At 41.1% G+C, this 11427-nt stretch carries 14 protein-coding genes; 12 read left to right on the top strand and 2 right to left on the bottom strand.

The features are described 5' to 3' along the window. Positions 1–27: 27 nt before the first annotated feature. Both rnjA and BLS46_RS05595 read right to left on the bottom strand, forming a co-directional pair. A complete protein-coding gene (gene rnjA / locus BLS46_RS05600) occupies positions 28–1710 on the bottom strand; it encodes a ribonuclease J1 (RefSeq protein ID WP_000331971.1) in 1683 nt (560 codons plus the stop codon). A 1-nt stretch (position 1711) separates the two neighbouring features. Then, positions 1712–1945 carry a DNA-dependent RNA polymerase subunit epsilon gene (locus BLS46_RS05595; protein ID WP_000639585.1) on the bottom strand — a complete coding sequence of 78 codons (234 nt, stop codon included), beginning with the start codon at positions 1943–1945 and terminating at the stop codon, positions 1712–1714. A 291-nt stretch (positions 1946–2236) separates the two neighbouring features. On the opposite strand from BLS46_RS05595, the gene BLS46_RS05590 reads away from it, so the two are divergent. From BLS46_RS05590 to BLS46_RS05525, 12 genes are all read left to right on the top strand, one after another. After that, on the top strand, positions 2237–2452 hold the full coding sequence (locus BLS46_RS05590) for a hypothetical protein (protein WP_093586154.1): 216 nt from the start codon (positions 2237–2239) through the stop codon (positions 2450–2452). A 252-nt stretch (positions 2453–2704) separates the two neighbouring features. Then, entirely contained in the window at positions 2705–3388 is a 684-nt protein-coding gene (gene tsaB / locus BLS46_RS05580) for a tRNA (adenosine(37)-N6)-threonylcarbamoyltransferase complex dimerization subunit type 1 TsaB (RefSeq protein ID WP_093586152.1), read from the top strand. Beyond that, complete coding sequence (gene rimI, locus BLS46_RS05575; RefSeq protein WP_093586150.1) at positions 3385–3822, top strand: ribosomal protein S18-alanine N-acetyltransferase; 438 nt, start codon at positions 3385–3387, stop codon at positions 3820–3822. Before tsaB ends, rimI begins: the two co-directional genes overlap by 4 nt. After that, the gene (gene tsaD / locus BLS46_RS05570) at positions 3812–4822 is read left to right on the top strand and encodes a tRNA (adenosine(37)-N6)-threonylcarbamoyltransferase complex transferase subunit TsaD (protein WP_093586148.1); all 1011 of its coding nucleotides are present in this window, start codon (positions 3812–3814) and stop codon (positions 4820–4822) included. The genes rimI and tsaD overlap by 11 nt, the downstream gene beginning before the upstream one ends. Before the next feature lie 103 nt (positions 4823–4925). Beyond that, positions 4926–5789 carry an Rgg/GadR/MutR family transcriptional regulator gene (locus BLS46_RS05565; protein WP_093586146.1) on the top strand — a complete coding sequence of 288 codons (864 nt, stop codon included), beginning with the start codon at positions 4926–4928 and terminating at the stop codon, positions 5787–5789. A gap of 115 nt (positions 5790–5904) precedes the next feature. Beyond that, positions 5905–6573 carry a CPBP family intramembrane glutamic endopeptidase gene (locus BLS46_RS05560; protein ID WP_093586144.1) on the top strand — a complete coding sequence of 223 codons (669 nt, stop codon included), beginning with the start codon at positions 5905–5907 and terminating at the stop codon, positions 6571–6573. A 171-nt stretch (positions 6574–6744) separates the two neighbouring features. Further along, a complete protein-coding gene (locus BLS46_RS05550) occupies positions 6745–7419 on the top strand; it encodes a CPBP family intramembrane glutamic endopeptidase (protein WP_093586142.1) in 675 nt (224 codons plus the stop codon). 11 nt (positions 7420–7430) lie between these two features. Further along, positions 7431–8096 carry a CPBP family intramembrane glutamic endopeptidase gene (locus tag BLS46_RS05545; RefSeq protein WP_093586140.1) on the top strand — a complete coding sequence of 222 codons (666 nt, stop codon included), beginning with the start codon at positions 7431–7433 and terminating at the stop codon, positions 8094–8096. 71 nt (positions 8097–8167) lie between these two features. Further along, entirely contained in the window at positions 8168–9394 is a 1227-nt protein-coding gene (locus BLS46_RS05540) for an MFS transporter (protein WP_093586138.1), read from the top strand. 185 nt (positions 9395–9579) lie between these two features. Further along, positions 9580–10185 carry a hypothetical protein gene (locus BLS46_RS05535; protein ID WP_093586136.1) on the top strand — a complete coding sequence of 202 codons (606 nt, stop codon included), beginning with the start codon at positions 9580–9582 and terminating at the stop codon, positions 10183–10185. Between the two features lie 143 nt (positions 10186–10328). After that, on the top strand, positions 10329–11024 hold the full coding sequence (locus tag BLS46_RS05530; protein ID WP_000659757.1) for an AzlC family ABC transporter permease: 696 nt from the start codon (positions 10329–10331) through the stop codon (positions 11022–11024). Beyond that, positions 11014–11337, top strand: a complete 324-nt coding sequence (locus BLS46_RS05525) for an AzlD domain-containing protein (RefSeq protein ID WP_093586134.1) — start codon at positions 11014–11016, stop codon at positions 11335–11337. The genes BLS46_RS05530 and BLS46_RS05525 overlap by 11 nt, the downstream gene beginning before the upstream one ends. Positions 11338–11427: the final 90 nt, after the last annotated feature.

Genomic DNA, 11427 nt, shown 5'->3' with positions numbered 1-11427 from the left:
CTCCGAAGACGGGGCTGTTTTGTTGATTTATTCTTCTTCATCTGGTGTGAGGATCATCGGGATGATAATCGGTTCACGTTCTGTATTTTCATAGAGGAAAGGACGAATGGCGTTGACGATGGCACCATTGACAGACTGGACGCTAGCGTCCTTGTTCTTCAGTGCGATACGAATGGCATTGAAGAGGATACGCTGGCTTTGGCGAATCAAGTCTCCAGACTCTCGCATGTAAACAAAACCTCGGCTGAGGATATCTGGACCAGACAAGATCATTTTAGATTTGAAGTCAACAGTTGCGACTGCAAGTACGACACCGTCTTCGGATAAATCTCTACGGTCTTTGAGGACGGCTGCACCGATTTCACCAATACGATTTCCATCGACATAGATGTCTTGGGCATTGAAATGGCCTGCGATACGGGCTGAGTTAGCAGTAAGAGCAAGCACATCACCATTGCTCATGATAAAGATATTGTCCTTCTCGACACCCGTATCCACCGCTAGTCCAGCGTGGACTTTCTGCATACGATATTCACCGTGGACAGGCATGAAGTATTTCGGCTTAATCAAGCGGAGCATGAGTTTTTGCTCTTGCTGACCACCGTGTCCAGAGGTGTGGATGTTGTTGATTTTACCGTGGATAACTTCGACACCAGCTTCAGAAATGATGTTAATCAGCTTGTTGACGCTAGTGGTGTTTCCAGGGATTGGGCTAGAAGAGAAGATAACCGTATCGCCGGGTTGGAGTTGCACCTGACGGTGGGTTCCATTGGCGATACGAGAGAGGGCCGCCATCGGCTCGCCCTGACTACCTGTACAGAGGATAAGAACCTCGCCTGCAGGGTAGTCTTTGATTTCATTTGGCTCGATAAAGGTTCCCTTAGGAGCTTTGATGTAGCCAAGCTCGATCCCGTTGACAATGGCCTTTTCCATCGAACGTCCAAAGACCGCAATCTTGCGTCCAGTCTTAACAGCAGCATCTGTTGCTTGCTGGAGACGGAAGATGTTTGAGGCAAAGGATGCAAAGATGATACGTCCTTCAATACCTTGAATGATCTTCATGATAGACTGGCCAACGACTTTTTCAGAGTTGGTAAAGGTTGGTACTTCCGCATTTGTCGAGTCAGAGAGGAGACAGAGCACACCTTCTTCCCCAAGGGCAGCCATACGGTGCAAGTCTGCAGGTTCTCCAACTGGAGTGAAGTCGAACTTAAAGTCACCCGTACAAACGATTTTCCCTTGAGGAGTATGAATGACAATCCCTAAGGGCTCTGGAATGGAGTGGGTGGTTCTAAAGAAAGTTGCCTTGAGATTTTTAAAGGTCAACTCAGTGTTGTGGTTGATTTCGTAAAGTTTGGCGTTGCGCAAGAGACCGTGTTCTTCGAGTTTTCCACGGATCAAAGCTAAGGCAAGTGGTCCAGCGTAGATAGGGACATTTGCTTGCTTGAGCAGGAAGGGAATCCCACCGATGTGATCCTCGTGTCCGTGTGTGATTAAGACAGCCTTGACGCGGTCGATATTGTCCACGATGTAAGAATAATCAGGAATGACATAGTCGATACCCAGCAAGTCATCTTCTGGAAATTTAATCCCAGCATCGACAATGATAATCTCGTCTTGGTATTCAATTCCGTAAGTGTTTTTCCCGATTTCTCCCAGACCACCGATGGCAAAAACGCCGACTTCTTCAGGTTTAAGAGTGTAGGCCATATTAGAACTCCGTAATCTCGAAAGCGCCAGTTTCTTTTTCGTAATCGAGCAATTTGTCAGACAAGAGTTCGATAAATTCGATGTTGTACTCTGGGCGGTTTTCTTCAACAAGTTGGCGAGCAGCGATACGGCCCTCAAGTTCTGAGCTGGCATCGATGTCTAGGTAAAGTGAGCGTGTTGTTTCACGACGTGGGCTACGTTCTTTTGTTTCTTGATAAAAAACTTTGTAAATCATATAGTTCCTTTCTATTTTACAGGTCAGCTTATTCCAAACTTTTAGTAGAGATTTGCTTGATTTCATTCCATTTTGTGTCTAGATTGACCTTGATTCGTTACAATTATTTCAATTATACCACAAAATGAAAAATTAGTAAAAGACGGAAAATGAGAAAGTCGTGAGGGAAAGAGGGGAAAAAGAGATTAGTAGGGCTTGGTAGGATAGCTATAAGGTGTTATAATGGAAGGGGAAAGGGAAGTTTATAGATGGGAATGTTCCCTATAGCTTTTAAAACAAGGAGGATTAAGGATGTTTAGTTTGTTTGAATTTGCGATAGGAGCTCGCCTCTTGGTGTTTATAGTCTTTGTAGCTTGTGTTTATGGAGGAAATCTTATTTTTACATATCTAGAGCACCGAAAAACAAAATTCCTTTGGAAGCTGACCTTTGTAACACTCTACTCTATATTTCTGCTTCTTGTCACCTATGTTGTCTGGCTCGTTTTCTACTTTGGTTTAAATACCTAAAGTCAATTATTCATCTAGATATACAGAAAATCCACCTCGTCTTTAGATGGGATGGACTTTTTCTATTTTTAGGTGATATTTTTATTTTTACGATGATGATTTCTCACATCGAAAATCGAGTTAAGGCATATATGACTTATTTACACTTCTTTTTGTCTAAGTGGCAGGCCCTTTTGTTTTAAAACAAAGAAAATTCCCATGCGTTGGCTTTTGTAGTATAATAGTAAACAGACAAAAAGATAGGAATGTGTTATGAAAGTATTAGCTTTTGATACGTCCAGCAAGGCTCTTTCTCTAGCCATTTTAGAGGATAAGCAGGTTCTTGCCGAGACGACGATTAATATCAAGAAAAATCACAGTATTACCCTCATGCCTGCCATCGATTTTTTGATGGCCAGTCTAGATTGGACGCCCAAGGATTTGGATCGAATCGTGGTAGCTGAAGGGCCAGGTAGCTACACAGGCTTGCGAATTGCGGTAGCAACTGCTAAGACCTTGGCTCATACCCTGAACATTGAGTTGGTTGGTATGTCTAGCCTCTTGGCTCTGGTGCCACGCCAACAAGAAGGCTTGGTGGTTCCTTTGATGGATGCGCGTCGCAACAATGTTTACGCAGGATTTTATGAAAATACTCAGCCTGTCTTGCCAGAAGCACACCTGTCCTTTGCGGAAGTGCTAGAGCAGGTCAAGGATGCTGAGCAGGTGACCTTTGTTGGAGAAGTTGGAGCCTTTGTGGAACAGATCCAAGAACAACTACCACAAGCCAGCTACCAAGAAACCTTGCCAAATGCAGCTAATCTAGCTCTTAGGGCCTGGGATAGGGAAGCAGACTCCTTGCACGACTTTGTGCCAAATTACCTCAAACGAGTTGAGGCTGAGGAAAACTGGCTCAAGAATCACACCGAGTCTGGCGAGTCCTACATTAAACGCCTATGATAAAGATCAAACGAATCCAACAGCAACCTGACTTAGCTCAAGCTATCTATGCTGTTATGGTAGATGTTTACCCAGTCATTCCTTGGACGTTGGAACAAATTCAAGCAGACCTGTCCCAAGACCAGACTTGGTATGCTCTGGCTTATGATGGGATAGAAGTGATTGGCTTTCTAGCCGTTCAGGAGAATCTCTTTGAAGCAGAAGTCCTACAAATCGCTGTCAAAAAAGTCTATCAGGGTCAGGAAATTGCGTCAGCCTTGTTTGCTCAATTGCCGACAGAAAAGGAGATTTTCCTCGAAGTCAGAAAATCTAATCACCGAGCGCAAGCATTTTACAAGAAAGAAAAGATGGCGGTCATCGCTGAGCGAAAGGCCTACTACCATGACCCAGTCGAGGACGCCATTATCATGAAGAGAGAAGTAGATGAAGGATAGATATATTTTAGCATTTGAGACATCCTGTGATGAGACCAGTGTCGCTGTCTTAAAAAACGACGACCAGCTCTTGTCCAATGTCATTGCTAGTCAAATCGAGAGCCACAAACGTTTTGGGGGCGTAGTGCCAGAAGTAGCTAGTCGTCACCATGTCGAGGTCATTACAGCCTGTATCGAGGAGGCTCTAGCAGAAGCAGGGATTACCGAAGAGGACGTGACAGCCGTTGCCGTTACCTACGGACCTGGATTGGTTGGAGCTCTGCTAGTTGGTTTGTCAGCTGCCAAGGCCTTTGCTTGGGCGCATGGCTTGCCTCTAATTCCCGTTAATCACATGGCTGGTCACCTCATGGCAGCTCAGAGTGTGGAGCCTTTGGAGTTTCCTTTGTTGGCACTACTAGTCAGCGGTGGCCACACAGAGTTGGTCTATGTTTCTGAGGCTGGGGATTACAAGATTGTTGGGGAAACGCGGGACGATGCAGTTGGGGAGGCTTATGACAAGGTCGGTCGTGTCATGGGCTTGACTTATCCAGCAGGTCGTGAGATTGACGAGTTGGCCCATCAAGGTCAGGATGTTTATGACTTCCCTCGTGCCATGATCAAGGAAGACAATCTGGAGTTTTCTTTCTCAGGATTGAAGTCTGCCTTTATCAATCTTCACCACAATGCCGAGCAAAAGGGAGAAACTTTATCCAAGGAAGATTTGTCAGCTTCCTTCCAAGCAGCAGTCATGGATATTCTTATGGCCAAAACCAAGAAGGCCTTGGGAAAATACCCTGTCAAAACCTTAGTCGTGGCAGGTGGTGTAGCAGCCAATAAAGGTCTCAGAGAACGCTTGGCAGCTGAAATCACAGATGTCAAGGTTATCATCCCACCTCTGCGCCTATGCGGAGACAATGCGGGTATGATCGCCTATGCCAGCGTTAGCGAGTGGAATAAAGAAAATTTTGCAGGCTTGGGCCTCAATGCCAAACCAAGTCTCGCTTTTGATACTATGGAATAAAGAGTCAGCTAGAGGCTGGCTTTTTAACTCCGGAAAATGTCAGAATATTTTGACACAACCGTAAAAATGATGATATAATATGTAAAAATTAGGAGGTGGTCAGATGATTGAGAGAATGGAATTAGGGGAATTTTACAAGGAATTGCGATTGGCTAGAAAACTCAAGCAGTCAGATGTGGCTTGTGAGGGTCTAACAGCATCCCAGCTATCCAAGTTTGAACTAGGGCAGTCCATGTTGTCTGCGGATAAACTGATCCTAGCTATCCAAGGGATAAATGTGACCTTCGATGAGTTTGGGCACAAGCTTAATAACTACCAAGAATCTCCCCATATGCGAATCGGTCGAAAAGTTGTGGATCGCTTTGCTCATCAAGATATAGCAGGATTAGAGCAACTGTTAGAGGAAGTCGAGCAAGAACAGATGGCGCAAACTTATCGTCGTTTGAATGCTATTGTGATCAAAGATGCTATCCATTCCTTGGATAAAAACTATCCGCTAGAAGAAGAGGATAGTGAGTTTTTGACCACCTATCTCTATGCTATTGAGTCTTGGACCTGGTTTGAACTCTATATTTTTTGCAATACCATGCCCTTCTTGAGTAATCAAGATCTGATCTTTTTATCTACCTCTTTACTCGAAAAATCCAAGGAATTTAAAGAGTTAGTACACAATCAATTGTATATGAAAAGTGGCTATCTGAATATCATCTCAGAGCTCATGGAGCGCAAACTTTTTTCCTATATTCCAATCTTTGAAGCCGAATTGGAGAGTATGCTCCGGCCATATGATGTTTTTGAGAAAGTATCATGGCAATTTTTAAAGAAATTGAGCATTTTCCTCCAAACCAAAGGAAGCAATCAAAAAGAGATTGAAAACTTTATCCAATCTCTGCAAATATTAGAGAATCCCCAATTTACAGCCCTTTTTGAACTACGATTACAGCAATACAAAGAGCTTATAGATTAGTCAACAATCGCAAATGAGAGAATTCTATAAGAAAAAATGTCAAATATGCGATTTTCTAAAATAGGGCAGTTTTCGTGTTATACTGTCCTTATTTCATAGTATAGGAGAAAATAAAATGAAAAAGATAATCTCACGCTATTACTTGTTTATAGCTATTCTACTTGTCATTGCTGACCAGTTCTTCATTCGTTTGCTTTTACATAGCGACCTTGCTGCTGATCTATCTAACTTTGCCTATTATTTGTCGGATATGATGTTGAATTTTCTTGTGGTTCTGCTTGCTTTTATTGTTATGGTTTGGTCAGGTAAATGGCAGAAAATTAACAGTCGAAAATTTAGAGGCTCCTATCTTTTCTATTCCTTTTTAGCTCTTCTTGCTTTTGTTATTTGGAATTTCATCACATTTTATCTTTTCCCACCTACCAAAAATGAAATTTCTTATCAACTCGCCATTCCGACTTTTACAGGAGCTACGGCATTTTTGATGTATTTTTTCTATCCTGTAATTGCAGGTCCCGTTTTTGAAGAGATGATTTATCGTGGGTTGGTGATGACTGCTCTGGAAAAAGGTAAGAAATGGGGACTGGATGTACTCGGATCAGCTATATTATTTGGAATCTTGCACATTAGTAGTCATGGATGGATCTTGGCAGACTTTTTCTCATATATGGGTGGTGGCCTCATATTTGCAGTCTTATTTAGAGCAACAAAGTCCATTTATTGGCCTATTGGACTGCATATAGTCTACAACGGTATTGGTCAAATTCTGCCCTTGTTGTTTTAGAGGTTTTTGAAGCATTGTAAATAACAAAAGAGAATACTAGTTGTGAAATTAAAAATTCCTGAGTCAGTTTGTGGTATTGGACCAAGCCCTTACGGAGCTTTTGATTGGATGAAAGGACTCTGGGTAGGTTTGGCTGAAAGGCGACGTAAATAAAACTTAAAAGGATCAACTATGAAAGAGAAAGAAACGAAATTTTATCTAGGGACCATTTTGGTGCTTGTGTCCTATTACTTGATTTTTAATCTTGTAGCAAAATTAGACTCAGTGAGCCAGTTATCTGATTTGGGATTTTATGGGATTCAAATTTTATTGATAGTAATTGAGGGAATTGTTGCTACTGTGGTTCTTGTAAAGAGTCAACGTTGGAAAGAGTACGGTCGATTCGAGTTTCGTTGGTCCTATCTGGGTATCTTCTTTCTTTCCTTTATATTGATGTTTTTGTGGGTAAATATAACGACTCGGATCTTTCCCAGCACGCAAAATGGGAGTGCAATAGTGAAAGAAGCAGCTAATTTAACAGGAATTAGTTACTTTGTAACACGTATTCTCTATAGCAGTCTCATTGCTCCGGTAGTTGAAGAGTTGGTCTTTCGTGGTCTTCTGATGACAGCTCTAGTTAAATTTAAAACATACTATGTTGATGTCATAGTTTCCTCTACTCTTTTTAGTCTTATCCATGTCTTGCAATATGGATGGGTGTTAACAGACTTCATCGTTTATGCAGGAGCAGGTCTGCTACTCTGTATGCTCTTTCGTTATACACGTTCAATTTATTGGTCAATGGCACTCCACATCTTGTGGAATAGCTTTTTAATTATCGTCAGCTTATTGGTATTTGGATTTTAGAAAGGTGAAATATGAAAAAGATAATTTCTAACTACTACTTTTTTATAGCTATTTTACTTGTCATTGCTGACCAGGAGTTCAGTGGTCTGGTTTTACGCAGCGACCTTGTTACTGGTCTATCTGACTTTGCCTATTATCTGTCGGATATGCTGTTGAATTTTCTTGTGGTTTTATTTGCTCTTATTGCTATGATTTGGTCGGGGAAATGGCAGAAAATCAACAGTAGAAAGTTTAAAGGATCCTATCTTTTCTATTCCTTTTTAGCTCTGCTTGCTTTTGTTGTTTGGAATTTCGTCACATTTTATCTTTTCCCATCTACCAAAAATGAAATTGCTTATCAACTTGCTGCTCCAAATTTTAAAGGAGCTACGGCATTTTTGATGTATTTTTTCTATCCTGTAATTGCAGGTCCCATTTTTGAAGAAATGATTTATCGTGGATTGGTGATGACTGCTCTGGAAAAAGGGAAGAAATGGGGACTGGATGTACTCGGATCAGCTATATTATTTGGAATCTTGCACATTAGTAGTCATGGATGGATTTTGACAGACTTTGTCTTCTATATGGGTGGTGGTCTCATATTTGCAGTATTGTTTAGAGTGACAAAGTCCATTTATTGGCCTATTGGACTTCACATAGTCTACAATGGCATTGGTCAAATTTTACCGTTGCTGTAATTTTGGGTGCTCAATAATATCGGTCTATCTTGCGGGAGAAAATTTCCCATTTGAACTAAAAAGGAGTTGCGATGAAAGTATTTATTCAAAATAGAGATTTTAGGCAATTAACCATCAACCAGTGGATTTCAACGGTTGGGGATACGATTTTTTATCTTGCTTTTTTGAATTATGTGGCAGATGCTTCGTTTGCCCCCTTGGCGATTTTACTCATCACGATTTCAGAGACTGTTCCTCAAGTTCTGCAAATCTTTATGGGAGTTTTGGCGGATTTTCAACATCATCGTGTCCTAAAGTACACGGTTATTAGTTTTGTCAAATTTGTACTTTATTCTATAGTGGCACTTTCGCTTTCAGGGCAGTCCTTTTCCTTATCGCTCGTATTCTTTATTTGTTTGATGAACCTCTTGTCGGATACATTGAGTTATTTTTCAGGAGCCATGCTAACTCCTATTTTTATAAGAATCATTGGGAAAGAACATCTGACAGAAGCCATTGGCTTTAAACAATCAACAGTTAGTTTAGTTCGGACAATCAGTAATATTCTAGGAGGGATTTTACTAGGAATTCTTTCCATTCAGTTTATTTCCTTGCTAAACGCTCTGACGTTTCTGATAGCATTTGTAGGTATTCTTTTCATAAAAAATGATCTTTTGAAAGTTGAAAAAACAATTAGCTATCAAGAAGGTCTTTCTGTAAAATCGTTTTGCCAGCATTTGTTCCAATCATCGAAATTGATCTGGAATATGGATAGAGTGATCTTCATTTTATTTATCGTCTCTATCAGCCAAGCTGTGATCAATGTCACTGTTCCTATTTCAACTCTTTTTTTAAGAAACCAACCGTTTTTGGATCTACAAACTGGTCAATCACTCGCTTTGTTATCAACACTAGAATTGTCAGCACTTATTGTCGGAAGTCTTGTAAGTGGCTATCTGAAAAATACGATTTCTATAAAAATAGCTCTATATGCCTCAGTTGTCATCCAGTTACTCCTTTTAGTAGGATTTGCCACAGTTCATTTTGGCTTGATTCTGCTTTTCAGCTCCTTGGATGCCTTCATCGCAGGTATACTCTCTCCTAGATTGCAAGAACTCGTCTTTAAACAAATACCTGAGGAGTCAATGGGAGCGGTTCAATCCTCTATTGGTGCTATTACGGTTGTTTTACCAAGTCTATTCACAATCGTTTTCGTAACGATTGCTACAAGTTTTGGAACCCTAGCGGTCAGCTTTATTCTATTGCTATTACTCCTAACCGCATTTGTCATGCTCTTGAATATTCGTGAGAGCATTTAGTAGGGATTTCTGATTTAACTTTTGTTCATACGATAAGGCTGGCTTCCCAGTCTTTTTCTTATTATGGCGGTTTGTTACTGACTATTGCTCAATTTAAAATAAAAAGAAGCAATTTTAAAATCTAATCACGGAATCCGACTCTATCAAAGTTTGTCAATTCTAGATTTTTTTTGTATAGTAGAAATATGAAATTTACAAAAATAATCAGTAGTTTGCTTGCTCTTGGAGCTTTCCTCATGCTTTTATCAGCTTGCCAGAATGTTAAAAAGACACAACTGGTCTTGTTTGAATCCCTTTCATTCAATATGTCCCTTAAATCCTTTGAAGAAGTGTTTGGAGAGGCTAGCGAAGTAGTGGAGGAAACAGAGATGGCCTATCGAGATACTTGGCGTGCAGAAGACCCTTATTTCTATAAAACAGGCCGCCTTTTCTATGATTACGAAAATATTGCTTTGAATGGTTATACAGGTCGAGCAAGATTCACATTTTCAAAATCGCATCGCTTGGAAGAAGCGACAGCTCATATTCCTGTAGCTTCAAAAGGGGAGCAATATGTAGTGCTCAACAATCTATCCCATACTATAAAAAAAGAAATTGAAGCTCTTCCAGATTACCAGTCCATGACCACTGATCCGGTAGGACTATACGATGACGGCTATCGCTATAAAGTCAAGTTGAAAGGACAAAGTAGAGAATTTTGGATCGATGTTTATCCGACAGAAGATGAAGATGCTAAAGAAATTGAAGATAAAAAGTATACTATTCGGGTGGATCAGTTTAGGATGCATTAATAACACTCATGGGATTTCAGCATTTTTTACTAGCTCTAAGTTTCAAACTCTAAACTTTTTTCTCTTCTTTGAATGTGTTATAATATTCCTTGCTGTGGCTGTGACCATGAACAGCCTCAATTGAAGATAATAAGAGGAGAGAGATGAAAGAAAAAGGATTTTGGGAAGGTGTACAGGCGGCTATGCCGACTGCCCTTGGCTATGTTAGTATCGGTCTGGCTTGCGGCATTATCGGTGCGCCCTATGTGACACCTGTTGAGATGGGCCTAATGAGTCTCTTTGTTTATGCTGGGAGTGCCCAGTTTGCCATGTTGGCACTGATTGCGGTACAAGCGCCTGTGGCAGCTATTGCTATGACGGTCTTTTTGATCAACTTGCGCCTCTTTTTGCTGAGCTTGCATGCGTCGACTTATTTCCGTCATACCAGTCTCTGGCAAAATATCGGCATGTCCAGTCTCCTGACAGATGAGACCTACGGGGTTTTGATGGGAGAATTAGCCCATACAGACAAGGTCAATCCTATGTGGATGCACGGGAACAATCTCAACAGCTATGTAGCTTGGTTTGTGGGGACAGTTGTCGGAACGGCTCTAGGTGGACTCCTACCAAATCCAGAAATTTTTGGTTTAGATTTTGCCCTTGTGGGAATGTTTATCGGGATTTTTGCTTCGCAGTTCCAGATTATGCAAAGACGGATTCCTGTCCGAAATCTGCTGAAGATCTTAGCAGTTGTTACGGTGTCTTTCTTTTTGCTCCTGACAGTGGTGTCTCAGTCACTAGCTGTTCTATTTGCGACGCTACTTGGATGTACAATGGGGGTGGTCTTAGATGGTCAGTAAATATCTTTTGTTAGCCGTTATCTTTTCAGGCCTAGTGACTTGGATACCTCGTATGATTCCTTTCATTTTGGTCAAGTACAAGGGTTTGCCAGCTATCGTTGAGCGATTTTTGAAGTTCTTGCCTGTTTCCATTATCTTTGCCTTGATCCTCTCCAGTGTAGTGTCAGGTAAGGTTGGGAGCCTTCCTCAGGTCAAGTGGCTGGACTTCTTGGCAGTCTTTCCAACGGCTTTTGTAGCCTTTCGCTATCGCAATTTAGTCGGCACGGTTCTCTTTGGGGTTGTCTTGATTGCAGTCTTGCGTTTGGTCTTTTAAATCAGTCATAAAGAAAACTTATCACAGAGATAGATATCATATAATGGCGAAAAAAAATATTTTCTGTTAAGATAGTACAGTATTCTATTT

The organism is Streptococcus sp. NLAE-zl-C503 (genome assembly GCF_900104285.1).
Taxonomy (GTDB): Bacteria; Bacillota; Bacilli; order Lactobacillales; family Streptococcaceae; genus Streptococcus.
The sequence above is the reverse complement of the archived record's forward strand: the minus strand, read 5'-3'. Positions and strand labels throughout refer to the sequence as shown.

Bases quoted from the DNA above. Each gene is read 5' to 3' on its own strand.
- BLS46_RS05545 (WP_093586140.1), top strand. From the start codon at position 7,431: ATGAAAAAGATAATTTCTAACTACTACTTTTTTATAGCTATTTTACTT.
- BLS46_RS05565 (WP_093586146.1), top strand. From the start codon at position 4,926: ATGATTGAGAGAATGGAATTAGGGGAATTTTACAAGGAATTGCGATTG.
- BLS46_RS05560 (WP_093586144.1), top strand. From the start codon at position 5,905: ATGAAAAAGATAATCTCACGCTATTACTTGTTTATAGCTATTCTACTT.
- rimI (WP_093586150.1), top strand. From the start codon at position 3,385: ATGATAAAGATCAAACGAATCCAACAGCAACCTGACTTAGCTCAAGCT.
- tsaB (WP_093586152.1), top strand. From the start codon at position 2,705: ATGAAAGTATTAGCTTTTGATACGTCCAGCAAGGCTCTTTCTCTAGCC.
- BLS46_RS05535 (WP_093586136.1), top strand. From the start codon at position 9,580: ATGAAATTTACAAAAATAATCAGTAGTTTGCTTGCTCTTGGAGCTTTC.
- BLS46_RS05525 (WP_093586134.1), top strand. From the start codon at position 11,014: ATGGTCAGTAAATATCTTTTGTTAGCCGTTATCTTTTCAGGCCTAGTG.
- BLS46_RS05590 (WP_093586154.1), top strand. From the start codon at position 2,237: ATGTTTAGTTTGTTTGAATTTGCGATAGGAGCTCGCCTCTTGGTGTTT.
- BLS46_RS05550 (WP_093586142.1), top strand. From the start codon at position 6,745: ATGAAAGAGAAAGAAACGAAATTTTATCTAGGGACCATTTTGGTGCTT.
- BLS46_RS05540 (WP_093586138.1), top strand. From the start codon at position 8,168: ATGAAAGTATTTATTCAAAATAGAGATTTTAGGCAATTAACCATCAAC.
- BLS46_RS05595 (WP_000639585.1), bottom strand. From the start codon at position 1,945: ATGATTTACAAAGTTTTTTATCAAGAAACAAAAGAACGTAGCCCACGT.
- tsaD (WP_093586148.1), top strand. From the start codon at position 3,812: ATGAAGGATAGATATATTTTAGCATTTGAGACATCCTGTGATGAGACC.
- rnjA (WP_000331971.1), bottom strand. From the start codon at position 1,710: ATGGCCTACACTCTTAAACCTGAAGAAGTCGGCGTTTTTGCCATCGGT.
- BLS46_RS05530 (WP_000659757.1), top strand. From the start codon at position 10,329: ATGAAAGAAAAAGGATTTTGGGAAGGTGTACAGGCGGCTATGCCGACT.